General features: G+C 34.2%; 31 protein-coding genes. 3 read left to right on the top strand and 28 right to left on the bottom strand.

All coding sequences use genetic code 11. From position 1 onward, the window contains the following. Positions 1-100: 100 nt before the first annotated feature. The 16 genes from fusA to gap form a co-directional block, all read right to left on the bottom strand. A complete protein-coding gene (gene fusA, locus DWY01_RS05135; RefSeq protein ID WP_117994213.1) occupies positions 101-2,167 on the bottom strand; it encodes an elongation factor G in 2,067 nt (688 codons plus the stop codon). Positions 2,168-2,177: 10 nt separating this feature from the next. Next, entirely contained in the window at positions 2,178-2,849 is a 672-nt protein-coding gene (locus DWY01_RS05130) for an ankyrin repeat domain-containing protein (RefSeq protein WP_117994230.1), read from the bottom strand. Positions 2,850-3,071: 222 nt separating this feature from the next. Further along, positions 3,072-3,452 (bottom strand): VOC family protein, encoded by a 381-nt coding sequence (locus tag DWY01_RS05125; RefSeq protein WP_117994208.1) that lies wholly within the window; start codon positions 3,450-3,452, stop codon positions 3,072-3,074. Further along, complete coding sequence (gene rnr / locus DWY01_RS05120; protein WP_117994205.1) at positions 3,445-5,511, bottom strand: ribonuclease R; 2,067 nt, start codon at positions 5,509-5,511, stop codon at positions 3,445-3,447. Before rnr ends, DWY01_RS05125 begins: the two co-directional genes overlap by 8 nt. A 45-nt stretch (positions 5,512-5,556) precedes the next feature. Then, entirely contained in the window at positions 5,557-5,787 is a 231-nt protein-coding gene (secG, locus tag DWY01_RS05115; protein WP_117994201.1) for a preprotein translocase subunit SecG, read from the bottom strand. A gap of 54 nt (positions 5,788-5,841) precedes the next feature. Next, on the bottom strand, positions 5,842-6,612 hold the full coding sequence (locus DWY01_RS05110) for an HAD-IIA family hydrolase (RefSeq protein WP_243001966.1): 771 nt from the start codon (positions 6,610-6,612) through the stop codon (positions 5,842-5,844). A gap of 23 nt (positions 6,613-6,635) precedes the next feature. Next, the gene (nusG, locus tag DWY01_RS05105) at positions 6,636-7,181 is read right to left on the bottom strand and encodes a transcription termination/antitermination protein NusG (protein WP_217291701.1); all 546 of its coding nucleotides are present in this window, start codon (positions 7,179-7,181) and stop codon (positions 6,636-6,638) included. A gap of 9 nt (positions 7,182-7,190) precedes the next feature. Beyond that, on the bottom strand, positions 7,191-7,388 hold the full coding sequence (gene secE, locus DWY01_RS05100; protein ID WP_117994190.1) for a preprotein translocase subunit SecE: 198 nt from the start codon (positions 7,386-7,388) through the stop codon (positions 7,191-7,193). Positions 7,389-7,397: 9 nt separating this feature from the next. After that, positions 7,398-7,547 carry a 50S ribosomal protein L33 gene (rpmG, locus tag DWY01_RS05095; RefSeq protein ID WP_117994226.1) on the bottom strand — a complete coding sequence of 50 codons (150 nt, stop codon included), beginning with the start codon at positions 7,545-7,547 and terminating at the stop codon, positions 7,398-7,400. Between the two features lie 44 nt (positions 7,548-7,591). After that, positions 7,592-8,179 carry a hypothetical protein gene (locus DWY01_RS05090; RefSeq protein WP_117994186.1) on the bottom strand — a complete coding sequence of 196 codons (588 nt, stop codon included), beginning with the start codon at positions 8,177-8,179 and terminating at the stop codon, positions 7,592-7,594. 63 nt (positions 8,180-8,242) lie between these two features. Further along, positions 8,243-8,971, bottom strand: a complete 729-nt coding sequence (gene rlmB, locus DWY01_RS05085) for a 23S rRNA (guanosine(2251)-2'-O)-methyltransferase RlmB (RefSeq protein WP_117994182.1) — start codon at positions 8,969-8,971, stop codon at positions 8,243-8,245. Then, on the bottom strand, positions 8,968-9,354 hold the full coding sequence (locus DWY01_RS05080) for a Mini-ribonuclease 3 (RefSeq protein WP_117994178.1): 387 nt from the start codon (positions 9,352-9,354) through the stop codon (positions 8,968-8,970). Before DWY01_RS05080 ends, rlmB begins: the two co-directional genes overlap by 4 nt. Next, a complete protein-coding gene (gene cysS, locus DWY01_RS05075; RefSeq protein ID WP_117994173.1) occupies positions 9,354-10,685 on the bottom strand; it encodes a cysteine--tRNA ligase in 1,332 nt (443 codons plus the stop codon). Before cysS ends, DWY01_RS05080 begins: the two co-directional genes overlap by 1 nt. A 72-nt stretch (positions 10,686-10,757) precedes the next feature. Continuing rightward, entirely contained in the window at positions 10,758-11,438 is a 681-nt protein-coding gene (locus DWY01_RS05070; RefSeq protein ID WP_117994170.1) for a hypothetical protein, read from the bottom strand. Beyond that, a complete protein-coding gene (locus DWY01_RS11655) occupies positions 11,431-11,607 on the bottom strand; it encodes a hypothetical protein (protein ID WP_199519883.1) in 177 nt (58 codons plus the stop codon). Before DWY01_RS11655 ends, DWY01_RS05070 begins: the two co-directional genes overlap by 8 nt. A gap of 134 nt (positions 11,608-11,741) precedes the next feature. Further along, the gene (gene gap, locus DWY01_RS05065) at positions 11,742-12,755 is read right to left on the bottom strand and encodes a type I glyceraldehyde-3-phosphate dehydrogenase (RefSeq protein WP_117994168.1); all 1,014 of its coding nucleotides are present in this window, start codon (positions 12,753-12,755) and stop codon (positions 11,742-11,744) included. A gap of 191 nt (positions 12,756-12,946) precedes the next feature. Between gap and DWY01_RS05060 the strand changes: the two genes are divergently transcribed. Together DWY01_RS05060 and DWY01_RS05055 are read left to right on the top strand one after the other, a co-directional pair. After that, positions 12,947-13,441, top strand: a complete 495-nt coding sequence (locus DWY01_RS05060) for an Lrp/AsnC family transcriptional regulator (protein ID WP_117571884.1) — start codon at positions 12,947-12,949, stop codon at positions 13,439-13,441. Continuing rightward, a complete protein-coding gene (locus tag DWY01_RS05055; RefSeq protein WP_117994163.1) occupies positions 13,441-14,601 on the top strand; it encodes a pyridoxal phosphate-dependent aminotransferase in 1,161 nt (386 codons plus the stop codon). Before DWY01_RS05060 ends, DWY01_RS05055 begins: the two co-directional genes overlap by 1 nt. Positions 14,602-14,658: 57 nt before the next feature. On the opposite strand, the gene DWY01_RS05050 is transcribed toward DWY01_RS05055, so the two are convergent. From DWY01_RS05050 to DWY01_RS05015, 8 genes are all read right to left on the bottom strand, one after another. Continuing rightward, complete coding sequence (locus tag DWY01_RS05050; RefSeq protein ID WP_243001965.1) at positions 14,659-16,353, bottom strand: phospho-sugar mutase; 1,695 nt, start codon at positions 16,351-16,353, stop codon at positions 14,659-14,661. 64 nt (positions 16,354-16,417) lie between these two features. Next, complete coding sequence (locus DWY01_RS05045) at positions 16,418-16,684, bottom strand: phosphocarrier protein HPr (protein WP_003866017.1); 267 nt, start codon at positions 16,682-16,684, stop codon at positions 16,418-16,420. Positions 16,685-16,745: 61 nt separating this feature from the next. Then, positions 16,746-17,171: a DUF523 domain-containing protein gene (locus tag DWY01_RS05040; RefSeq protein ID WP_117994158.1), complete on the bottom strand. Its 426-nt coding sequence runs from the start codon at positions 17,169-17,171 to the stop codon at positions 16,746-16,748. Then, complete coding sequence (glgA, locus tag DWY01_RS05035) at positions 17,171-18,610, bottom strand: glycogen synthase GlgA (protein ID WP_117994155.1); 1,440 nt, start codon at positions 18,608-18,610, stop codon at positions 17,171-17,173. Before glgA ends, DWY01_RS05040 begins: the two co-directional genes overlap by 1 nt. Continuing rightward, on the bottom strand, positions 18,610-19,725 hold the full coding sequence (glgD, locus tag DWY01_RS05030) for a glucose-1-phosphate adenylyltransferase subunit GlgD (protein WP_117994150.1): 1,116 nt from the start codon (positions 19,723-19,725) through the stop codon (positions 18,610-18,612). Before glgD ends, glgA begins: the two co-directional genes overlap by 1 nt. 2 nt (positions 19,726-19,727) lie before the next feature. Next, entirely contained in the window at positions 19,728-20,867 is a 1,140-nt protein-coding gene (locus DWY01_RS05025) for a glucose-1-phosphate adenylyltransferase (protein ID WP_117994147.1), read from the bottom strand. Positions 20,868-20,981: 114 nt separating this feature from the next. Continuing rightward, a complete protein-coding gene (locus tag DWY01_RS05020) occupies positions 20,982-22,202 on the bottom strand; it encodes a chloride channel protein (protein ID WP_117994143.1) in 1,221 nt (406 codons plus the stop codon). Between the two features lie 74 nt (positions 22,203-22,276). Then, positions 22,277-22,645: a desulfoferrodoxin family protein gene (locus DWY01_RS05015; RefSeq protein ID WP_117994138.1), complete on the bottom strand. Its 369-nt coding sequence runs from the start codon at positions 22,643-22,645 to the stop codon at positions 22,277-22,279. A 91-nt stretch (positions 22,646-22,736) separates the two neighbouring features. Here DWY01_RS05015 and DWY01_RS05010 point away from each other — a divergent pair, with 91 nt between their 5' ends. Further along, a complete protein-coding gene (locus tag DWY01_RS05010) occupies positions 22,737-23,498 on the top strand; it encodes an RluA family pseudouridine synthase (RefSeq protein ID WP_199519882.1) in 762 nt (253 codons plus the stop codon). Here the strand turns inward: DWY01_RS05010 and DWY01_RS11960 are convergent. Genes DWY01_RS11960 through DWY01_RS04990 form a run of 4 tightly spaced genes read right to left on the bottom strand, consistent with a single transcriptional unit; the run spans position 23,471 to position 26,713 of the window. Beyond that, the gene (locus tag DWY01_RS11960) at positions 23,471-23,932 is read right to left on the bottom strand and encodes a prepilin peptidase (RefSeq protein WP_199519881.1); all 462 of its coding nucleotides are present in this window, start codon (positions 23,930-23,932) and stop codon (positions 23,471-23,473) included. The genes DWY01_RS05010 and DWY01_RS11960 overlap by 28 nt on opposite strands. A gap of 53 nt (positions 23,933-23,985) precedes the next feature. Further along, the gene (locus tag DWY01_RS05000; RefSeq protein ID WP_117994125.1) at positions 23,986-25,182 is read right to left on the bottom strand and encodes a cation:proton antiporter; all 1,197 of its coding nucleotides are present in this window, start codon (positions 25,180-25,182) and stop codon (positions 23,986-23,988) included. 15 nt (positions 25,183-25,197) lie between these two features. After that, entirely contained in the window at positions 25,198-26,085 is an 888-nt protein-coding gene (locus tag DWY01_RS04995; RefSeq protein WP_117994121.1) for an RluA family pseudouridine synthase, read from the bottom strand. Then, a complete protein-coding gene (locus tag DWY01_RS04990) occupies positions 26,072-26,713 on the bottom strand; it encodes an HAD family hydrolase (RefSeq protein ID WP_158553655.1) in 642 nt (213 codons plus the stop codon). Before DWY01_RS04990 ends, DWY01_RS04995 begins: the two co-directional genes overlap by 14 nt. Between the last annotated feature and the right edge of the window lie 69 nt (positions 26,714-26,782).

Genomic DNA, 26,782 nt, shown 5'->3' with positions numbered 1-26,782 from the left:
ACAGATATTCTATCAGATTTTAAAAAAACTGTCGACAGTCACTTTGTCAACAGTCTGAAGACAGCAATTTTCTTGCTGTCTTTTTACGTATGTCCTATTCTTATTCTTTCTTGCTATCTTCAATTACTCTTGAAGCATAAGGTTCTGGTACTGGATCATAACGCTCCATTTCCATAGTATAAGTACCTAAACCAGTCGTCATACTTCTTAATTCAACGCAATATCTAGACATGTTTGCCATTGGAACTTGTGCATCAATTTCTTGGTCTGAATCCACTGGAGTCATACCCATAATTGACCCTCTACGTTTATTCAAATCACCAATAACAGCTCCTGTAAATTCATCTGGCACACGAATTTTAACATTCATGATTGGTTCTAATAAGATTGGATGAACCTTAGTCATCGCATCCTTATAAGCTAAGTGAGCAGCCATTTTAAATGCCATTTCACTTGAGTCAACATCATGATATTTACCATCTAATAATGTTGTCTTCACATGGACCATCTTATATCCAGCTAAAGGACCTTTTTGGCAGCATTCACGAAGTCCAGTTTCTACAGCTGGGAAGTATTGTTTAGGAACAGCCCCACCAAATACCTTTTCTGCGAATACCATTTCTTCTTCATCTGGATTTGGACTGAATTCAACAAATACATGTCCAAATTGTCCGTGTCCACCAGATTGTTTTTTATGACGACCTTCACCTACGGCTGTCTTTGTGATTGTTTCACGATATGTAATCTCTGGATCACTTAATACAACTTCCGCTTTAAATTTAGAATTTAATTTATTTACAATTACCTCTAAGTGTTGGTCACCAATACCATAAATCACTGTTTCTTTTGTTTCAGGATTGTTTACCACTTTAAATGTTGGATCTTCTTCTTGTAAACGAGCCAATCCATTTGATAAACGATCCTCATCATTTTTAGTCTTAGGTACAACAGCCTGTCCATACATTGGTGTATCGAATGTGATTGGATCTGCCATCAACAATTTACCTTTATCACACAATGTATCGTTTGTCTTTGTATTCTGTAATTTTACTAAAGCCCCAATATCACCTGTAAATAATTTACCAGCTGCCGTCTGGTGTTTACCTTTAACGATATAGATTTGACTGATTTTTTCTGGTTTACCATTATTGGCATTAACCACTGTACTATCCGCTGCTAGTACACCACTCAACACTTTTACATAGCTGATTCTTCCAACAAATGGATCGACAATTGTCTTAAAGACTTGTGCTGTCAATACTTCAGTTTCGCTTGTCAACAATTCAACCTTCACACCATTTGGAGTTGTAGCTGTATACATACCTCTTTCTGAGTATGTTGGGAAATAATCAATAATTAAATCCATCAAACGCTGAATACCAATTGAATTAACGGCACTTCCTGAATAAACTGGACAAATTTCACCATTACGTACACCAATTCGTACACCACGCTTTAATTCTGCATCACTAAATTCTTCACCAGAGAAGAATTTTTCCATTAATTCATCATCACCCATCGCAACCGCTTCGGCAATCTGATCCTTATAAAGAGCTACCTCTTCCTGCATTGATTCAGGTACTGGGCATGCTTTATCAGCTAATTCTGGACTATAATACCAAGCTTTATTTTTAATGATATTTACAGATCCAACAATCTTTCCATCTTCAACAATTGGAACTTCAAATGGAATGACACTCTTACCAAATTCTTCACGCAATGCTTGATAACTTGCATCAAAACTTGTGTGTTCTTCATCTAACTTATTAATGAAGAAGATTGTAGGTTTCTTTTCTGTAATTGCTTGTTTATAAGCCAATTTTGTTCCTGATTGTAAAGGTTCTTTGGCATTGACTACAATCAAACTAGAATCACCTACCGCAAAACCACCTTGTTTTTCACCAACAAAATCCAAATAACCTGGCGTATCAATAAAATTGATTTTACTATCCTCCCATTCAATTGGAACGATAGTTGTATATACTGAAAGTCCACGACGAATTTCTTCAGCATCGAAGTCAATCATTGAGCTTCCTTCTGTTGTCTTTCCAAAACGATCTGTTGCTTTTGTATAATACAACATAGCTTCTAGAACACTTGTCTTACCTGCACCACTATGTCCGATCACACTTACGTTACGTACTTCAAAACTCTGATAATCTCTCATATGCTTAACCTCATCTTAAAATCGGCTCTAATTGAGCTCTGCAGTGTTCACGAACATAATCTAATGCAACACGACCTTGTTTATCTGTCATATCTTTATCAGCACCATAAGCTAATAGTTTTTCTACTAAGCTTGGGTATCCTCCATATGCTGCACGCATCAAAGCAGTAACACCATTATTATCAAATAAATTTACATCGGCATTTCTTTCTAGTAATAAGTGGATTGTGTCACGTTTAAACGCGATACAAGCTTCCATTAAAGCACTACGACCTACTTCGTCTTGATCATTGATCTTTGCCCCAGCATCCAATAATACTTCTACACAACGATCTTGGCCTAATAAGCAAGCACGCATTAAAGCTGTACGACCTCTATCATCTTTGGCATTTACATCAGCACCTGCATCAATCAAAGCTTTTAAGATTGTTTTATTGCCTTTTTTTGCAGCTGTCATCAAAGCTGTTTTCCCTTTATTATCTGTAATATTCACATCAGCCCCATTATCAAGTAAAACCTGTACAACATCTTTACGATCACGCTTACTTGCACGCATCAATGCTGTACGTCCATCACCATTCTGATAGTTTACATCCGCTCCTGCTTTGATTTGTGAACACACCATTGGAAAATCACCGTTTGCACATGCATCCCAAAATACCTTATTAAAATTCTGATCCATTTCAATCATCCTCCTCATCATTATTGTTCTTGAAATCACAGAAAAACTGGAATGACAGTTCACCCCAGTTTACATATGTACAAAGAAAGATTGAAATTTTTATTTGATTCGACAACTTGAACTTGATTCATCTCAATCACTCCTTTGCTTTAACTGATTTCATTCTAACAAAGAAAATATTAAGTGCAAATCAAGTACCAAATTGGACAGAATAACTACCAATTATGCCTTTTCACAAAACAATTCAATTGATTCATGTAATGGACCTTCTATAAAGGCAATACGAATTGGAAATACTGGATCTGTTTTCATATCCACATCTTTTGGTTCAACACTCACCTTATATCCCGCATCACGTACTTTTTCGACAATTTCATCCACATGATCTGTACCGAACGCAAAATGACGAATGCACCCTTCTCCAGCTGACTTTGTGCCATCCAAAAAGATTTCAATACAACTATTAAAACAATCCAAATGAATACCTGTATCCCACTTTCTTAAAATTGGAAGTTCTAGTAATTCATGATAGAAATAAATCATTTCATCATATTGTTCTTGTGTCTCACATTTAAATGCGACATGATGAATACCTTTAATCATAATTTCTCCTTTCTAACAAACTAAATGTAACTTGTCCTTTTTCCCTTTGAACATCCGTACAAACAACACTTACTCGCATGCCCATTTGGAATACTTTTCCATGTGTCTGGCCCTTTAAAGTCATTGTATCCTCATCATAATCATAGAAGTCATTTGCCAAAGTATGTACTGGAACAAGTCCTTCCACTGTATTATCCATTTCCACAAAGAAACCAAAGCTCATCACACCAACAATTGTACCTCCAAAAACTTGGCCAATTCTTTTTTCCATGAACTGTGCCTTCTTATAGTCATTAACCATTCTTTCCATCATGATCGCATCTCTTTCTTTTTCAGAAATATGGAAAGCCTGTTTTTCGATTTTCTTTTCATCATTTGCTGGGGTACGCTTTTGTTCATTGAAGCAATACGCATGCAACATACGGTGTACAACCAAATCAGAATAACGACGAATCGGACTCGTAAAATGACAATATTCTTCTAAGGCCAAGCCAAAGTGTCCTAAACAATGTACATCATAACGAGCTTTTTGCATAGCACGCAAAGAAATCATAGACAATACTTCGTATGCATTTTCATTTTTGATGGATTCTAGAAACTGTTGAATTTGACTTGCACTTACTTCATCTGGATAAAAATCAAACGGAATACGCAAAGAGTTGGCAACTGTACAAATAGTAGCTACCTTTTTAGGATCCGGATTTTCATGCACACGATACATGCTTGGAATTTTATTGACATGCATATGGTGAGCTACACAAACATTGGCTAGAATCATGCATTCTTCAATCATTTGTTCGGCAAATCCACGTTCTAATACTTGTACATCAATTGGATATCCATTTTTATCCATGCAAATCTTTGCTTCCTTCGTATTAAAATCAATACATCCTCGATGATGGGATTGTTTTTTTAATAGTTTAGCTAAAGTCTCTAATGTAAACAATAAGTCTTTGACTTCTGCATAATCTTCCAATGCTTTTTCATCTCCATCAAGACAAGCATTTACTTTTTTATATGTACATCTTTTATCAGAATGAATCACACTTGGAAATACGTTATATGTCATTAAATTTCCTTTATTATCCACCTGCATAGCACAGCTGATTGTTAAGCGGTCTACATTTGGATTTAATGAACAAATTCCATTACTTAGATCAAATGGAAGCATAGGTACAACTCGATCACAAACATAAATAGAATTTCCTCTCAGATAAGCCTCTTGATCAAGCGCACTGTTTTCTTTTACATAATGGGATACATCCGCAATATGTACATACAACAAATATCCTTTTTCGTTTTTGACAATAGAAATCGCATCATCAAAGTCTTTCGCATCATCCCCATCAATTGTGACAGTTAATAGATTTCTTAAATCCTTACGATTTTGTAGTTCATCCTTTTGCACTTTAGCCGGGATTCTTTTACACTCTTTTATTACCTTGGCATTAAATACCTGACGCACTTGATTGCTTGTAAGCATCGCACTAATATCGACACCTGCATCGTCTGGATGTCCTAAGACTTGAATGATTTTCACTTGTAAAGGATCTGTATATTTTACAATTTGACAAACCACTTTAGTACGTTTCTTAAAGCTAAATTCTTTCTCATTTAATACGCGAATTTCACAATGTAAATCTAAATCACTATAAAAGAATGTTTTTTTCTTTTTAACAATCATAACCCCTGTAATATTTGTCAAGCCATGATTGAACACCTTGATTAGACTTGGCTCTGGTCGTAAGCGAACTAAAACTTCATCTTTATCAAAAATCTTCATCTTTTTATTTTTAGGAACATACACCTTATTATTTTCATTAAAAACAGCAATTTCATATCTTGAAATATCCTTTGCCTGTCCTGCCATAAAATGTATATCATCAATCAAATACAAGCTTGTATGATCGTTATAGATCAACTTTTCTTCTTCTAGCTCATTTAAAGATTTAACCATTTCTGTAAATTCTTTACTAGATTTAGGCTTAACAATTTTTTCTAAGTCACGTATTTTACATTCTTTTTTTTCTTCCAAATATTGAATAATTTTATCTTTCATTTTTTCCTCCATTAAAACAGAAAAAAGACCTTAACGGTCTTTTAATTACACAATCTGCAATGCGATTACAATCGCAAAGAATAAAATTCCACACAACAAAGTTAAGCGAGAGATGACTTTTTCAGGTCCTCTTTCTTTTTGTACGGCAAATAAGTTCAAATCTCCACTTCCTGTAAAGGCAGCAGATAATCCATCTGATTTACCACTTTGTAACAATGTTAATATAATAATAACACCAGATAATGTCATTAAAACCACGTTTAATATATCTTTCATTTTTTATCACACCTTCTACGATATTTCGATTATACCAATAATTCAAAAAAAATACTAGTCAAAATTATAGTCCACTAAATCCATCAACGTATCCACCACATGAGTTGGATAAATTTGTAGACGTTCAATATCTTCTTTTTTATGCACACCCGTTTGTACAAGAACCGTTTCAATATTTTGTTCATACCCAAGCTTAATATCTGTTTCCAAGTTATCCCCAAGTAAAACAATCTCATCTTTAGTTAAATGAAAATGATTCAAACACAAATCTAAGATAGGACGATTGGGCTTTCCAATACGTGGAGATTTCTGACAAGTAGCATATTCAAACATATCCACTACACTACCATTACCAACTTCAAAGCCGCCTGGTTTAGCCAAAATTCGATCATTATTTGTACCAATAATTTTAGCTCCGTTTAAAGCTAGTGACAAGGCCTTCGAATATGATTGGTATGTTGCATCCTTGTCTAATCCGATAAAGACAAAATCTGGATGCTTATCATCCAATATAAAACCTTCATTTTCTAACGCTGATTTCATTCCTTGTTTACCAATATAATATGCACGATTGCCTTCATAATTTTTTTTAACATACTGACAAGCTGCCATTGCACTATTATAAAACATACTCGGCTTAATATTTGTATATCCCATGTCGTGCATATGCTTTACATTTTCTTCAGGTGTACGCATCGAATTGTTTGTCAAAAAAATAAAGGGAAGATTCTTTTGTATACAATAATCCAAAAACTGATGAGCACTCTCAATAATTTGTGTTCCACGATACATGGTACCGTCTAAATCAAATACAAATGTTTTCATAATTCACCTAAAAAAAGAAAGTCTTAGTCGACTTTCTTTAAATCCATATATGGAATTTCTGTTGGTGTTTCACGACCAAATAAAATCAATAGAACTGTAGCTTCTTTCTTTTCTTCGTCCATAGATTCAATAACACCTTCTGAATTTTTGAAAGCACCATTCGTGATTTCAACACGGTCTCCAACTTTAAAATCAACTTGAACATTGACATCCTGACGGCCCAAACGACGCAATACTGCATCCACTTCTTCTTGAGCTACTGGAAATGGTTTAGCACCCTTTCCACTAGAACCGATAAATCCTGTTACACCTGAAGTATTACGTACAATATACCAAGCTTCATCAGTCATAATCATTTGTACTAATAAGTAACCAGAGAATAAATTATGTGTTTTTTCAACTGGCTTTCCATTTTTATATTCAATTTCTTTTTCTTCAGCAACAACGATTTGAAATAATGAATCTTCAAGACCCATTGTTTTTATACGACGTTCCAAGTTTTCTTTTACACGATTTTCTTGACCTACATATGTATTAACTACATACCATTCTTTTTTTAAATCCGCCATAATTTCCTCCTAAGCACCAACGACCATTTTTACTAGACCGCTTGATAAAATCTCACAAACAAAGAAATACAAACCAAATAATACTGTAAATACAATAACTAAAGCACTACTAGACATCAATTCTTTAAATGTAGGCCATTTTACTGTTTTTAATTCTTTAAAAACTTTTGAAGGTGAATACGTTCTTTCCTTTTTTTCTTTACTCATATGCATTCCTCACTTTGTTTCTTTATGCAAAGTATGTTTGCCACACTTTGGACAATATTTTTTAATTTCAAGACGTTGCGTGTTGGTCTTCTTATTTTTTTGGGTAGTATAATTTCTCGATAAACACTCTGTACACGTCAAAACAACTTTATCTGCCAATTCCTTCACGCTCCTTAACTCATTAAATGTACCATTTTATCTATTCAACTGTCAATTGTCGTAATCCACTTTTTTACCTTTTTAAACATAAAATCGACCTTTGAGCATGTTAAATCCAATTCATTTGCGATATATTTTAAAGTATAACCTTCCATTCGTAAGTCAATGACGTGTACATATTCTTCCCCAAAAACATTTAAAATTTTGTTTTTTGTATATTCCCACATCAATTGATCCATAACTATATCATGTACTTCGAGTTCATCCTTTAATTTTATATCCCCATAATAAGATGATACATCTTCTCTAATTTTTTGGTCCAAACTAATACTCGTCTGATACTGCTTACGCATACAATCCCTTAAAATATCATATGCTTTATTTTTAAGGCATCGCCTATAAAAACTAGAAAACGTCATAACTCGATCTAACCTAAACTCAAATATGCAATGATAAAGCAGCAAATCGGCATGGCGATAGAATTCTTCTTTTTCACAAAGAATCGTACTGGTTTTACGTGCAAAGATATCTGCCCAGATTTCTGTAACCATTGGTCGATAGTATTGAATTAAATGCTTCATTTCATAATAATCATTCATTTGAACACAATATATGCTTTCATATATATTCATCTATATCACCTGAGTCTCATTATAATAAAGCAAGGTGAAAAAGACATTAAAAAAGCCAATTTATTAAAAATTGACTTTTTTTTTTGGGTTTCTTTGATTGTAGACCTCATACATCAAGACAGCAGCTGCCACACTTGCATTTAATGATGTGATACTTCCAACCATTGGTAAATAAACCATATAATCACATTGTTTTTTTACTAAATTTGAAATACCCTGACCTTCAGAACCAATTACCAATACAGTTGGTGAATCATACATTCCTTCACGGTATTCTCTAGCGTCCTTCATATCGGTTCCTACTACCCAATAACCATCTTGTTTTAAATTTCTTAAAGTCTGTGACAAGTTAGTCACAATACTCACAGGAATAGTATAGGCTGCACCTGTACTTGCCTTAACAACCGTTGGTGTTAATCCACAGCTATTGTGCTTTGTCAAAATCACACCATCAACACCTGTACAATCACATGTTCTCAAAATGGCTCCTACATTATGTGGATCTTGAATTCCATCTAAGGCAACTAGCAATCCTGGTTTTTTTGCGCGAGCTACAATTTCTTCAATACTATACGTTTCAATCTCACTTACCTTAACAGCTACCCCATTATGATGTGTTGAATTGGCAAGCTTATCTAATTTTGCACGATTACAATATTCTACTTTTAAATTTGATTTTTGAAGCGATTTTAAAAGCTTCGCATCCTTCAATCCTTGAAGCACATATACTTTTTCGATTGAATCTGGATCATTTTGAAGTGTAGAATAAACATTTTTTCCATATACGATCATAGATTGTCCCCTATCTCAATTATCTTATCTAGACACACTTTGAGTCTATCTTCATGTCCATATAAACGCAAATAGCCAAGCATAGCCTCTAATGCGGTTGCTTCCAAATACGTTTTATGCGTTGCATTTTTAGCCTTTGAATGAATGGTCGCATTTCTTCCTCGTGCCAATATTGTTTTTTCATCCTCAGTAAAAAAATTTTCTTCCATCATTTTATTCAACATGATAGCTTGTCCCTTGGCACTACAAATTTTCGCATTCTTCTTTTGAAGAACATGAGCCTTACGAAAGCCTAGACTTAAAAGGTGTTCACGCACGGCCAAAGACATCACAGCATCTCCAATCCAGGCTAGACTTGTCGCATTTTCTGTTACAATTTCCATTACAGAATTCCTTTTTCAATCAAAGCAGCACGAAGTGTATCCGCTGTTTCAAAATCTTTTTCCTTAACTGCACTTCTCCAATTTTGATACATCACTTTATCTTCTTGAGTCATTGAAATTTTATCGAATTCAATACCCAAAACATAAAGCATCTTTTCTAAGGTATGTACTAATACAGCTAGATTTTCTGTATCAACCTCTCTTTGACGAACAGCTTGATTGATTTTCTTAACTACTTCATAAACTACACTAATTGCGTTTGGCGTATTAAGATCATCATTTAATGCATCAATAAATGCATTAAATGTTTCATCGAACGTATCTGCTTCCTTTGCATCTAATAAAGCTAGCTTTACACATGCTTGTTTATAAGCAGCCGCAATCTTATCCAATTCTTTCTTTGAAGTTGCGAAAGCCTCTTCATTCAAGTTTAGTGGTGCACGATAATGAGTAGAAATCATTAACCAACGAGTTAGATTTCCTCCATGATTCGCAATTAAATCTTTTGCCCACCAAACATTACCTAGGGATTTAGACATTTTGATGCCATTGATATTGATCATACCATTGTGTACCCAGATATTTGCCAAGTGTGTGTCATTGCATACTTCGCATTGAGCGATTTCATTTTCGTGATGAGGGAATTTTAAATCCAATCCACCACCATGAATATCAATCAAAGTTTTCTTAAATACATCCTGAATCATCACAACACATTCTGTATGCCATCCTGGACGTCCTTTTGACCATGGAGAATCCCATTTAATTCCTTCCGTTGTTTCTTTCCACAAAGTAAAATCTAATGGATTCTCTTTTTTCTCATTTTCATCAATACGCGCACCCACCATTAAATCATCAATACTTTGGTGTGATAATTCACCATATTTTTTATCGCTGTTAACACGAAAATATACATCGCCTCCAACTTGATAAGCCGAGCCGTTTTCAACCATTTTTTCGATGAATTCAATGATTTTATCCATAGTTTCAGTTACGCGAGGTGCATAATCAGGTAGATCTGCATGCAAGCCTTTACGAACGTCGTTATACGCTACAATAAATTTATCTGTAATTTCTTTTTCACTAACATTTTGTTCAATTGCAGTTTTAATAATCTTATCATCCACATCTGTATAATTGGATGCAAATGTAACTTCATAGTCTTGAGCTGATAAAGCTTTTTTTAATGTATCAAAAACGACGATAGGACGTGCATTTCCAATATGCGGATAGTTATATACTGTTGGACCACACACATACATAGAAATCTTTCCTGGTTCGATTGGTTTTAATTCTTCAATTTTTTGAGAATAACTATTATATAATTTCATAATAAAATGTCCTCCAATTCATATTGTTTATTATACAATACAAAGCATGAAAAAAAAAGCTAACCTATACGGTTAGCCTACATGTAGTTGATTCATAATACGGCGCATATCTTCTTCATATGGAGTGTCTGCCAAATTTTGTAAAGCAGGATTGAAATACTCCATCATGTGATCAATATCTTTTAAATAAGAATATTGAAGACCAATTAAATATTGAATGGTTCCAACAGGAAATTTGCGATTATTGTCAAGTTCAGATTGACCATCCCACATTCCATTTAAGATTTCCTTACAATCATCAATATATTTAGCTTCTTTCTTCATTAAAATACTAAATTGAATCTGCATGTTCTTAAATGTTTTTTCATCAACAAAACTTTTTCCATAAGAAAGCATTCCTTCTGCTTTTTTGATTTTTCCTTTTTCTAAATAATAATAGAATCCTCTCGATGCAACACTCGCTTTTTGTTTATTTGAGATACGCATATTTTTTAACAATTCAAACTGCTCTTCAATCTTCGCATCATTTCTTTGTGCTAAATATCCACTTAAACGCATATATTCACGGTTAAATGCCTGATACGATAGCTTACATGAAGTAGAATCTAAAGTTTTATAGAATTCGTCATATTGTTCATTATTTAATTGTGTCAATAACTTTTTCCATACAACCTTTTTCATAATCACTGGCACTACAACAAACAATACTGTCAATACGATTATGATAATAACATTAATAGTTTTACTATCCATTTTTTTCCTTATCCTTTTCTAATTCTAAAGTTAAATCACGAAACTGAGCTAATAGATCCTCATCAATTCCATCTTTTCTTAATTTTTCCATGTAGACAGCATCTAAATCATCTACGTCTTTTGTCAAATCATCACGCTCAGAATCTGTCAAACGATGTCGAATACCCATCGCTAACACCTCACAATCTCTAAAAGTTAGAATACATGATTTACTATGATATTTCAAGTTTTTGATTTGCACAAATTAACAAAGTTTATAAAAAAAAGGAACCCATTTGGATTCCTTTAAAAGTCTTACAATAATTAAGCTAATTCTGAGAAGTACTTAATTGTACGAACCATTTGGCTTGTGTAAGAGTTTTCGTTGTCGTACCAAGAAACAACTTGTACGTGAGTAGTTCCATCACCTAATGAGTGAGCCATTGTTTGAGTTGCATCAAACAATGATCCGTAACGCATACCAACGATGTCGCTAGATACTAATTGTTCTTCTGTGTAACCGAATGATTCAGTTGTAGCAGCTTTCATAGCAGCATTGATTTGGTCAACTGTTACATCACCATCAACAACAGCTACTAAAATAGTAGTTGATCCTGTAGGAGTTGGAACACGTTGAGCAGATCCGATTAATTTTCCGTTTAATTCAGGGATAACTAATCCGATAGCTTTTGCAGCACCTGTTGAGTTAGGAACAATGTTAACTGCAGCAGCACGGCTACGACGTAAATCACCTTTACGTTGAGGTCCGTCTAATGTCATTTGGTCACCAGTGTAAGCGTGAACTGTTGTCATGATACCTGATTTAATTGGTGCTAATTTGTTCAAAGCGTTAGCCATTGGAGCTAAACAGTTTGTTGTACAAGAAGCTGCAGAAATTACTGTATCTTCTGGTTTTAATGTTTCGTGGTTTACATTGTAAACGATTGTTGGTAAGTCGTTTCCTGCTGGAGCAGAGATAACAACTTTACGAGCACCTGCCTTAATGTGTGCTTCTGCTTTAGCTTTTGAAGTATAGAATCCAGTACATTCTAATACTACGTCTACTCCTAATTCACCCCAAGGTAATTTAGAAGCATCAGCTTCTGCGTAGATAGTGATTTCTTTTCCATCTACTGTAATTGAATTTTCACCAGCAACAACTGTGTCAGCCTTAGCGTAAGTTCCTTGTGTTGAATCATATTTCAACAAGTGAGCTAACATCTTAGGGCTAGTCAAGTCATTGATAGCTACTACTTCGTAGCCTTCAGCACCGAACATTTGACGGAATGCCAAACGTCCAATACGTCCAAAACCGTTAATCGCAACTTTTACTGTCATGTCAGTAAATCCTCCTTTAAATACCATTGTTATTATAAAAGCCTCATGTTAATTTGTCAATTCTCTAACAAGTAAAACTTTTAACAACAACAATCATCTATATTTTAGCCCATTTACACACTATTCTCAAGCATTTTCATACTTTTTACATAACCTTAATTATGCTATTATATTTTAAAGGAGGTAAAAATATGAACCAAAGTTTAATCCTAGACTTATTAGAAAATAATGCTCGTCTTACATCACAAGACTTAGCTGATATTTTAAATGAAGATGAAGCAAGTATTAAATCTGAAATCCAATCTTTGGAAAAAGATAAGATTATTTGTGGTTATCACACGATCATCAACTACAACAAAGCATTAAAAGACCAGAAGGTATTAGCGTACATTGAAGTAAGCTGTACCCCAACTAGAAATAGAGGTTATGATAAAACAGCGGCACTTATCGCAAACTATCCAGAAGTAGACACAATGTATCTATTAAGTGGAGATTGTGATTTTCTTTGTCTAGTACAAGGAAAAACTATGTTTGAGGTTGCTCGCTTTGTATCCGATAAAATCGCATGTGTCGAAGATGTTCGCTCAACTAAAACACTATTTGTTTTAAAGCAATATAAACAAAGCGGTATTGTCATGATCGACAAACCTGAAGATAAAGAATCAAGATTGGTTGTGACTCCATAATGAAATGTTTATCTACAAAAGCAACATCCATTAAACCAAGTGGAATCCGAAAATTTTTTGATTTAGCCAGTACCATGGAAGGCGTTATATCATTAGGTGTTGGTGAGCCTGATTTTGCGACACCATGGCATATCTGCGAAAATGCGATTCACTCTATGAGTACAGGTCATACGCATTATACTGCTAACCGTGGATTGATTGAGCTTCGTAAGGAAATTTGTAAATTTCATAAAGAGCATTACAATCAAGTCTTTGATCCTGAAACTGAAGTTATTGTCACAATTGGTGGCAGCGAAGCCATAGACCTATGTATGCGTGCCTTATTAAATCCAGGTGACGAAGTTATCGTCCTAGACCCTAATTACGTTGCCTATGCACCTAGTGTTATTTTAAGCGATGGAGTTGTTGTTCCTTTGCAATTAAAAGAAGAAAATGACTTCAAGATTCTTCCAGAAGACTTAAAGAAAGTTATCACACCCAAAACAAAAGCTATGATCATCAACTATCCTAGCAATCCAACGGGTGGTGTTATGACAAAGGAAGATTACGCTAAAATTGTGGATGTTATTAAAGAGTCTGGAATCTATGTCATCAGTGACGAAATTTATGCCGAACTTAGCTTTGATCAACCCTTCGCATCACTTGCTCAATTTGATGAAATCAAAAGTCAAATTATTGTCGTAAACGGTTTTTCAAAAGCCTTTGCAATGACAGGATGGCGTCTAGGCTATTGTATGGCAAACAAAGAGCTATCTTCCGTAATGAACAAAATACACCAGTATGTTATTATGTCTGCTCCAGTTATGTCCCAATATGCTGCTTTAGAAGCTTTACAGAATGGTTATGATGATGTATTAATGATGAAAGATGATTATCTAAAAAGAAGAAACTTTTTAGTCAATCGCTTAAATCGCATGGGACTGAAAACAAATATGCCACATGGTACTTTCTATGTATTCTGTAATATACAATCGACCGGTTTAGATTCAGAAACATTCTGTGAACGATTGCTGCAAGAACAAAAAGTAGCTTGCGTTCCAGGAAATGCATTCGGCGATAGTGGAGAAGGATATATTCGTATTTCTTATGCTTACAGTATTGACCATATTAAAGAAGCTATGATTCGTTTAGAACAATTTTTAAAGGACCTAGAAAATTAATTCTAGATCCTTTTTTTGTAAGCAAATTAAAAGGATGTCCTAAGACATCCTAATTTACTATTCAGCAATCAAATCATCCATTGCTTTTTGGAAATGAACCGTTTTGTTGTGAGCATCTTCTTTTGAAGAACCCTTGATGCAATAGTAGAATTTACATTTTGGTTCTGTACCACTAGGACGAACAGCAATCCAGCTTCCATCTTCTAGATAGTATTTCAATACATCAGATTTAGTGAATCCAGTAAGTTCAGTTACTGTGTCACCTTCTTTAATTGTGCATTCTTTATAGTCTTCGCTACGAACCACCTTCGTTCCACCAATTTCAGTTGGAGCATCTTTTCTTAATGTAGCTAGAATTTCTTTAATACGTTTAGCACCAGCTTCACCTGCTAAAGATAAAGCAACCTGACTTTCTTCATATGTACCATGACGATCATATAAACTATCCAATACATCAACTAAATCTTTACCTTGTTCTTTATAGAATGCGCAAGCTTCAGCAAGCATTAAACAAGCTTGAGGAGCATCTTTATCACGTACGAAAGGTTTAATTAAAGAACCATAGCTTTCTTCATATCCAAATACGTAATTCTTTTCATGTGTTTTTTCGTATTTAGCAACTTTTTCACCAATAAACTTAAATCCAGTTAATGTTTTTTCTGTTGTAACACCATAATCAGAAGCAACCTTTTCACCTAAATCACTTGTTACAACTGTATTGAACATAACAGGATTTTCTGGCATTTTACCTTGTTTTTGTAGCTGCGAACAAATATATTCAATTTCAACTGAACCTGATTGGTTACCAGTTAATACTACATATTCTCCATTGTGTAACACACCAACTCCCATACGGTCAGCATCAGGGTCACAAACTAGAATCAAATCTGCTTGATTTTCTTTAGCATATTTTAATGACAATTCATAAGCACCAGCTTGTTCTGGGTTAGGTGTAGGTGTATTTGAGAAATCTGGATCTGGACTGCATTGTTCAACAACTGGAATACAAGTATATCCAGCACGTTTATAAACTTCCTGAACCGGAATATTCGCTGTACCATGTTCTGGTGAGAATACAATTTTAATATCTTTTTTAACTTCAGGATTTAGTTGAATACTCAATACGTTTTTATAGTATTCTTCATCAACATCTTTACCAATAACTGTAATTAATTTCTTTTGTTCATCTGTACAATTTGCATCAATTGCCAATTCATCTTCAATTGCGTTTACTTTATCAATAACTTGACTTGCTAAGCAAGGAATCAACTGACATCCTTTATCATCATACAACTTGTAACCATTGTATTCTTTTGGGTTGTGACTGGCAGTAATCATAATTCCACCGAAGCAATTTAAGCGGCGTACCGCAAAGCTTAATTCTGGAGTTGGTCTTAATGATTCAAATACATAAGACTTAATATTGTTTTTTGCTAACAAATCAGCACAATCAAATGCAAATTCTTTTGACATGTGACGGTTATCATACCCAATCGCAATACCAGCTTCTGCTCCATTATTTTCATTAATGTAATTAGCATATCCTTGAGTAGCTTTACGGATTGTGTGAATGTTGATACGGTTTGTTCCTGGACCCAAAAGACCACGCATACCTGCTGTACCAAATTCAATTGTAGTATAGAATGCATCATTTTTTTCTTCTGCATTCATAGCTTCTAAAACAGGTTTATATTGAGGGGCTAAATTTTCATGATTTAACCATTTAGAATATCTTTCTTCAACAATAGACATTATTCATTCTCCTTCTAAATTCTCTAAAAACAAAAAAGTCTCATATCACTATGAGACTTTTAAATTAAGCGATGATCTTTTGAGCACGCAATACTTCTTCGATTGCAGCTACAGCAGCATCTTCATCTTCGCCTGAGCAGCTAATTGTGATTTCTGACTGTGTAGGAATTCCTAAAGACATAACTCCCATGATAGATTTCATGTTTACTTCGCGTCCTTTGAAAGCTACATTGATTTCACTCTTAAATTTACTAGCAGCGTTAACAGCTACAGTTGCTGGACGTGCGTGAAGACCTACTGGATCTACTACAGTTACAGTTACTTGTTTCATAATTATCCTCCTAAATCAAATCTAAATGTATTTTATGACATTTTACGAAAGAAAACAATACCTAAACGAATTTTTCTGATTCCGCTTCCATAATTGGAATATTTAAACTTTGTAACTTTTGCGCAAATACACCATTTCCAGCTATGAGATTCCCTTTAAAAGTCCCATCATAAATTACAGAGTTTCCACAACTAGGAGATCTTTTTTGCAAGATGGCAAAGTCTACTTGTTTTTCCTTCGCTATATTAAGAGCCTCTTCAGCTCCTTTGATAAACTGTTTTGTACAATCATTTCCTTCTTTGTCCAGAATTCTATCTCCTACTTTTTCGCAAGGAATGCGAGGACAAGAAAGTCCTCCAAACATTTCTGGACATACTGGAATTACTTCATGAGTTTTTAAAAGCTCAACAATTTTTGAATTTAAATTGTTTTTACCATTATACTTACAGTTATACCCTAATAAACATGCACTAACAAGAACTCTCATTAGTCCACTAATTCGTCATACAACAATGAGTATGTTTTTGCACTTTGTTGCCATGACACATCTGTATTTAATGCATTTCTTTGTAACATTTCCCAATCTTCCTTACGATTATAATAAACGTCACATGCATAATACAATGTATGGATCAATTCGTTTGAATCATAATTTTCAAAACTAAATCCATTTCCAGATTTTTCATATTCGTTGTATGCATCTACAGTATCCTTTAAACCACCCGTTTCACGAACAAGAGGTAAAGTGCCATAACGCATTGAACACAATTGTGAAATACCACATGGTTCAAATAGACTAGGCATCAAGAATAAATCACTTGCTGCATAAATACGATGTGCCAAGCTTTCATTATAACCATAATAGAAGCAAATCTTGCCTTTATTTCCATCTTCTAATTCACGGAATTTGTTTTCAATCTGACTTTCACCACTACCCAAAATAACTAACTGGATAGGAGCTGCACATAATGCATCTAATTGTTCCATCAACAAATAGAATCCTTTTTGCCAAGTTAAACGTGATACAACACCAACCATCATAACATCTGGATTCTTCTCTAATCCCAATTCTTCTTGAAGAGCCATTTTAGCCTTCTTCTTTTGAACTGCAATATTTACCTTATCAAAGTGATAAGGAATTTCAGGGTCTGTACTAGGATTCCATAATTGAATATCAATACCATTTACAATACCCCACAAATCATATTTACGCATATTCAATACAGCTTCTAAATGTTCACCATATTGAGGCGATAAAATTTCTTGTGCATATGTTGGCGATACAGTTGTGACTTTATCAGCATACAAAATACCTGATTTCATAAATGAAATACCACCATCAAAGCGTACATTACCATTATCTAATAAGTAGTATGGTAAGCCTAGACAACTATCTAGCATTTCAGGTCCAAAGTTTCCTTGATAAGCCATGTTATGAATTGTATACACAAAGCGAATCGCACGATATCTTGGATCTGCATCATGTGTTTCTTTAACCATACAAGGAATCATACCTGTATGCCAATCGTGACAATGGATGATGTTTGGCCAGTAATTCAACTGGTTCAACATTTCAATAACAGCCTTTTGGAAATAACCAAAACGCTCTCCATCATCCTGGTAACCGTATAATGAATCTCTTTCAAAATAACCTTGATGTTGGATGAAGAAGAAACATACATCGTCTACCACCTTTGAAAATACACGTACAGGAACTTCATGATAATTGATTGAAACAGAATACTCACAATCAAAGTGAAGTTCATTATAGTATTTATCACTAATCTTTTTGTATAAAGGCATAACAACCTTTACTTCATGTCCTCTTTCTGTAAGTGCCTTTGGCAAAGATCCAATTACATCCGCAAGTCCACCTGTTTTTATAAATGGAAGTCCTTCCCCAGCAACCATCAAAATTGATGCCATTAAACGTTCTCCCTTCTACCGATATACAAAGGTTGTTCTTCTAACCCTGCTAATTCTTTTTTCTTCATAATTCTTGAATGTTTATCAACAATCACATTTTTCAAGTGTGCATTATCGCCAACTATTACATCTGGCATAATGATACAATTTTCAATCACAGCATTCTTTCCAATCTTGCAAGAACGACCAACAATTGAATTCTTGACTACACCATCAATTTCACAACCATTTGAAATCAATGATCCAGTAGCTGTACCACCATTCAAGTAAATAGCTGGAGCTGAATCACTTGTACGAGTATATACAGGCCATTCTGGATCAGCAATATCTTTCATTTTTTCTTCTGTTAAGAATTGCATATTACTTTCATAATATGATTTTAAATCATTGATAACATAAATGTGTCCACGATAGTTCAATCCTCGAATATCCATGTCTACACATTTATCATTTAAGATATCTTTAAACCAATACATTGAGCTAGTTTCTTGAGCTTCTTCAACTAAATCTTTAAAGATTTCTTTTGACATGATGTAAGTTTGTAAAGATAAATATCTAGATTTATAGTTGCCTAAGTTTTGATCAATACTCAATACACCTCGTTGTTTATTCATTTGTAGTACATCACATCCAATGTAATTCTCTTTTGCGTTATCTACATGCTGGTATAAAACTGAAACTTCTGCACCACTTTCGATGTGTTGTTTTAACAATTCTTCATAATTTCCTTTATAAAGCATGTTTACAGGAGCAATCACAACATAGTCATTGTGATTTTCCATGACTGCATGAATATTTTCTGCATAGCAAGAAATATCAGTAGTAAAACGTGAAGATGCTCCATCTGTATAAACAGGAACTAAAGACAAGTGTCCATGTTTAGAGTTGATATTATAGTGACGACCAGTACCTACATGGTCAATCAAAGAACGAGGATTTCCATTTACATAAATTTGAATATCATCAATCCCTGAATTTGACATATTTGAAATCGCAAAGTCAACTAAGCGATAACGTCCTAAAAAGCTGAACCCAGCAATTGGACGATATTTTTGCATACCTTCTACATATACAGAAGAATCATTGTAAGTAATTATTCCTAAAGCGTTACACATAATTATTCACCCTTCTTTACTCTCTTAGAAACCAATACGATTTCATCACTGTCTAGACTACCAACAACAGCACCATCATCAATCTTCACACCATCTGCTACGATAGCACGATAGACTTTTGCACCTTTACCAACCTTAACATTCGGCATTAATACGGCTTGAGATACATATGCATCTTCATCAATTTCAACATTATTGAATAATACTGAATCTACTGCTTCACCACGGATGATTGCACCTTGGTTGATGTAGCAGTGTTCAGCCTTTCCAGTTGGACCTACATAGTGTGGCAAAGTAGGAATATCTTCTGTATAAATCTTCCAATTTGGATCATCTAACTTCAACTCGTTATTTTTGTTCAACAAGTCCATATTAGCTTCCCACAATGAATCGATTGTTCCAACATCTTTCCAATAGCCTTCAAATTTATATGCATATAAACGTTTATCTGCATTTAAGAAATTAGGAATGATATCTTTACCAAAGTCATGGTGACTACCTTCTGCAGTCATATCTGAAATCAATTCTTTACGCAATTGTTTCCAGTTAAAGATATAGATACCCATACTAGCTAAGTTGCTCTTTGGATGTTCTGGTTTTTCCTCAAATTCAACGATTCTTCCTTCTTCGTCAGTATTCATAATACCAAAACGACTTGCTTCCTTCATAGGAACTGGAAGTACTGCAATTGTACAATCTGCATTGTTCGCTTTATGGCAAGATAGCATGTCAGCATAATCCATCTTATAGATGTGGTCACCTGAAAGAATTAAAACGTATTCAGGATCAAATTTGTCAATAAAGTCAATGTTTTGTGTAATGGCATCAGCTGTTCCTTGATAAACATCAAATTTAGTTCCATCTTTTTCACGAGGTGGCAATACATAAACACCACTTCCACGTGCATCTAATCCCCATCTTTGTCCAGCACCAGCATACGCATTTAATTCTACAGATTCATACTGTGTTAAAACACCTACAACATTGATATCTGAATTCGCACAGTTACTTAGCGGGAAATCGATAATACGATATTTTCCTCCGAAATAAACAGCCGGTTTCGCATTCTTTTTAGTTAGCTCTAAAAGACGTGTTCCACGGCCCCCCGCTAAAATCATGGCGAGCATATTATTCTGTTTCATAATCATCCTCCTAATAATACTCTTTATATAACTAAAGTATAGCACTTTTTGAATAAAAATCTACTTATTTCCCAATATTTGTATGCGTTTTCAAAACTGTATAAAAAAAGACAATCATTCTCTGACTTGTCTTTGTAAAGCATAAATCGATTCATTTTGATTCATAATGTATGACACTGCACATACAATAAAGAAGAATGGAAAATATTGATATCCAAACACCTCCATGCCAATCGCAATAGGAGCTAAAAACGTATTTGTTGCAGCTCCAAATACACTCGCATACCCCAAAGCAGCAACAAATAATGGATCAAGTCCAAATACAGGCGCAATTATAACCCCAAGTGAGGATCCAATCGCAAATAAGGGTGTAACCTCCCCACCTTGAAAGCCTGCAGATAGCGTTAAAATAGTTAACACAAACTTTAAAATCCAATCATATCCATATATTCTTTCAGATGTAAAAGATCCAACAATTAAATTTTCACCCACACCAGAATAACGACATCGTCCAAATACAAACAATAAAATCGCTACAACGATACCCATCATAAAAATACGTTTATATGGATTTGTGATTTTGTTTGTCACAAAAGCTTTCGTATGCTTTAAAACATACGCAAACAATCCACCAATTAATCCAAATAAGATACCAAGCACCAATAGTTTAATCGATAATTCTGTATCCATTATATACAGAGCACCAATTTCAAAAGTGCTTTTATGTAAGCCAAATAACCCAGAAACATATGCCGCTGTAAAGCTTGCTGGAATAGCACAAGACATTGCACGATATTTTAAAGTTCCAGCTACCAATACTTCCAACGCAAAAAATATAGCTGTAATCGGTGTCCCAAATAGCCCTGCAAAACCAGCTGCCATACCTGCCACCATAAATATTACAGAACTATTTTTAAAACGAAAATACTTTCCAAAATAGTGTGAAACAGTAGCACCAATCTGCATAGCGACACCTTCTCTACCGGCACTACCTCCAAAGAAGTGTGTAATCCATGTGGATGCAACCATAAATGGTGCCATACGAAGTGGAATCCAGTCACTTTTGCCTTGATCCACTTCAAAGACAAGACCCATTCCTTTTCTTGAAATTTTACCCCAGTGATCAAATAAAAACACTATGGCAAGTCCCGCAAAAGGAAGTCCTATGAGCATGATACATCCCATGTGCTCTCTAAAATTTAAAATCCATTCTAAGCCTTTTCCAAAAATCACTTCACAAATTGCGACAATCGCACCTATAAATATTCCACAAAAACACTTCAATACAATTTCGTCATATACTCTAAATGACTCTTTAAGTTTTTCTTTATACATACTCTAATTATAAAAAAACAGATTGTTTATTTCAACAATCTGTCACATTATTTACACATTTTTTTGCAAAATGCTTACAATTCTATTTCATTTTTCCACAAGCCATGCAAGTTACAATACTCATATACAGTCACCTTGCCAGTTCGTCCTTTTGGATCAAAAACATATTCTGGTTTCATACCTGGCACTAAACCTGCACGATCCACAGTTCCATCCGCATATTCCACCCAGATATTTGTGATATAGTGAGCTTCTAACATAGGATGCTCCACACTTCCCACTACAACTTTAAGCTTATTATCTTCTACGCTTACTTGGGGAACATGCTTTTCAAGTGCTGCATCCACTTCACCTGCTTTTAACTCACGATACCCACTAGGAACTACATCCATCAACAATCCTTCAACAACGCTACCAGTTTCTAAATTTTTAAAGATTTTCATACAGTTTCCTCCTGTTCTTCTATTGACATTATGACACGCATCATTAAAATATTCTATTGATATGCTCATAAAAGAATTAAACGAAAACTACATGCGCTATAAGACAACTTCTCAAGAAATTTTTGAGACTTTTTTTATTTCAAAAGCGCACAAAAAATATTTGAAGATCGATGAAAATAAAAAGACGATTTATTTTAACTATCCCGAAAACAATGTTGAAATCAATTATGAACCCGTAAAAATCTTATACGAAAATAGCTTTTTAATTGTTGCCTTTAAACCTCCCTTCTTATTAGTACACGATGATGGAAACAACCAAGATACTTTGCAGGCTCGAATCAATGGTTATTTACAATTACATGGCAACAAATATCCAGCTCAAGCAATTCATCGTATTGATTATGAAACTAGTGGCTTGGTTTTATTTTGTAAGCACCCATTTTTTCAAGCTTATTGTGACAACAATATGCAAAACCATACAATTAAAAAGGAATATATTGCTCTTGTTGATGGAAAGACAAACTACAAAAATAAGAAAATCGTTTCTTATATCGCAAGAGATCGTCACAATGCCAAAAAAATGATTATACATCCCAATGGCAAAGAAAGTATTTCAATCTTTAATACACTTAAAAATTATAAGGATTGTTCATTAATTCAAGTCACAATTCTAACGGGTAGAAAACATCAAATCCGTGTTCAATGTGCTTCCTTGAAGCATCCCATCTTGAACGATACTTTATATGGCGGAAAAAAAATCGATAACACAGGACTACTTCTTCAAAGTCATCATATTCAATTTAATGATATAGATATCACATGTCCTCAAGAAAACAGATTCATAAGAAAATAAAATAAGGTATATCCCTTCATATAGGCAATCCATACTCCAATGGAAAGACATGACAAATATGGAAGGATATGCTTTTTTCTATATAAAATCCATAGAAAACCCAAAAACACACTAATATACAGAGCTATGAGCATCCGTTCAACACCCAAATAAAAGCCAAAAAAAGCTAAAAAGCATACATCCGCACTTCCAATCCAGTTTGGTTTTATAAACTTTATAGTTCCACTTACTATTAAGAAAAATAAACATGTACAAATTCGATTAAACATAGGTACATAGCTATATCCAAATATCAATAGTCCAACGGATGGAAAAATCCAATATCTTTCTATATACATCGTCTCATAATCTTTTTTGGCAAGGAAATACAAAAATAAAACTATATAAATAGTCGATAGTTGAAATGGTTTGATTAAAAATGTAATGATAAGCATTAAAAAAAGAGTCTTCATACATTATAGTATAAAGACTCTATGTGAAAACATTATTAACAATTTGCAATTTCTACAAAATCTGCATCATTTGATTTCTTTTTATATACAATCTTCAATAAAATCGGCGTAATAACCGTAGTAAATACGACACACAATAAAACCGGTGTAACAAACACTTCTGGTAAAATGCCAAGTGCCATTCCCTTATTTGCGACAATCAAGGCAACTTCACCACGACTAATCATACCACAACCGATACGGATAGCCTGTGTTGGTGTATATTTACAAATAATAGCACCCAATCCACAACCAATGATTTTTGTCAACACAGCAATCACACATAATACAATAACTAATTCAACTAGTTTTGCACTCCATACGATTGGCGAAAGCTTCAATCCAATGCTCGCAAAAAATACAGGTGTAATCAACATATAAGACAATGTTGAAGTACGTTTTGTGACATAAGCACATTGTTTTGTACCAGATAAAATCAATCCGGCCACAAAGCTACCTGTAATATCAGCAACGCCAAAGAAGGCTTCTGAACAGAATGCCATAATCAATGCGAACGCAAAAGATACGATTGAATATCTCTGTAGTCCGCCACGTGAATCATGTTCAAACCACCATGAAAATAGTTTGTGTAAAATAACACCAACAACAACCGCAAACACAAAGAATAATAAAATTTTAAACATGACAACACCAATATTGACAGAACTATCGGCCATACCTGTTACCAATGTCAAACAAACAATACCTAAAACATCATCAATAACGGCTGCAGCTAAAATCGCATTTCCACTTTCCGTAGACATACATCCCATTTCTTTTAATGTTTCTACTGTAATACCTACACTTGTTGCCGTTAAAATAACACCTAAGAATAAATTATGTAACCATGCATCAGGACCCACATTATAGAATCCTCCTACTACATAACCTACTGCTAACGGAACTAAAACGCCCAATGTTGCAATAATAAATGCTTTAAATCCGGCTTTTTTTAAATCTGTAATACTTGTCTCTAGACCAGCCGCAAACATCAACACAATAACACCAATCTCTGATAAAGATTCAATCAATTTGCTTGGCTCAACTATATTTAATACTGCAGGCCCTAAAACAATACCTGCAATCAATGCACCTACTACAGATGGCATACGTAAACGACGAGAAAAAAGTCCAAAGGCTTTTGTCATTAATAAAATTAAAGCAATATCCAATAAATATCGATATTCTTGCATATCCATGTCCTCCCACTATGCTCTAGGAATTTCAAACTCCATTTGTTGAAGTGGCAAATCTATATCATGAAACTCCAATCGATACGCCATCAATTTTATCGATTTCTTCTTTCCACGATATCCATATTTGACGTCACCCAACAAAGGATGCTCTATATGCCCCATTAGAGCACGAATTTGATGAAATCTTCCTGTATGAAGTGTAATTGTACATATTGAATTCTCGCCATCATCTGTTTCAACATGCACATCCATTAATGCCTTTTGATAGCCTTCCCTTTTTCTATCGCTTACCTTCGCAATCGTGTTTTCTTTTCGCAAGTAATAGCACATACTAAAATCTTTTTGTTTAAAAGTCCCAGACACATATGCTCTATACATTTTTTGAATACTGCGATTCGCGATTGCTTCATTTACTTTTCTTAAGGCATTCGCATTTTTTGCAGCTATGACTAAACCAGTTGTATTTCGATCCAGTCTATGACAGATACTAGGAGCAAAAGAATGTTCTTTTCTTGGATCATATTCATTCTTTTCCATTAAGTATGCCTGTATGCGATTGACTAAACAGTCTTGATTTTGACTTTGATCACTTTGCGACAATAAGCCATAGGGTTTATTTACAATCAAGATATTTTCATCTTCATAAACAACATCCAATTCAGAGGATATATATTCTTTTTCAACGCTTTTTTCTTCTAAAACATCCGGTGGTAAAAACAACAAAATAATATCGTTCTCCTGAATTTTTTGATCAAATATACAGCGCTTGCGATTCACCTTGATTTTTTTATTTCGAATCGCCTTATACATCATTGATTTAGTTAATTTAGGAAATGTCTTCATCAAAAATTTATCTAATCTCTGATTGGCATCATTCGAATTGATCTTAATCTCTTTCATAAATTAAATCCAAACTTTCTGTTAAACTGTCCATAACAGGTACATTAACACTTTCTAAAGTCTTACGATTTTGATGCCCCGTTGTGACCAAGATACATTTGGCATCAATACTTTTTGCGACTTCGAAGTCATGAACGCTATCTCCTACAAAATAAATTTCATCATCCAGGCTACAAGTTTGTTTAAACGCATGTGCAAGCTCCACCTTACTTTTTGCGTAAATATCATTAATTCCATAAATGGAATCAAACAACCCATTTACATGTAAGGTTTCCATTTGCTTTAGAAGATAATCCATTTTGCTGGCAGATAATACAGTTTGCGAAAAGCCTAATTCTTTTGCCTTTGCGACAACACTTAACACGTCTGCATGCAAATTACAGGCATAGCTTTTTTCTTGATAATCTTCCATATATTCGTGAGCTAATATGGAAAAAGGAATTTGATCAAAATCAAAACCTACTGTCCTATAATAATCTTCAATTGGAAAAGTAAATACTTCGCGATATTGATCTAATGTATCTAATGGTTTTAAATCATGATTGACTAAAAGTCGATTGATACAAGAGAAACATAAATCAACATCATCCAACAAAGTTCCATTCCAGTCCCATACAATTTTCTTCAAACAATTCACCCCGCTCGGTATTATATCACTATTAGAAAAAAATAATAACATTTTATACTAATTAAAACT

Source organism: Eubacterium sp. AF22-8LB, assembly GCF_003458715.1.
Lineage (GTDB): Bacteria > Bacillota_I > Bacilli_A > Erysipelotrichales > Erysipelotrichaceae > Holdemanella.
This window is presented reverse-complemented; position numbering and strand designations above follow the sequence as displayed.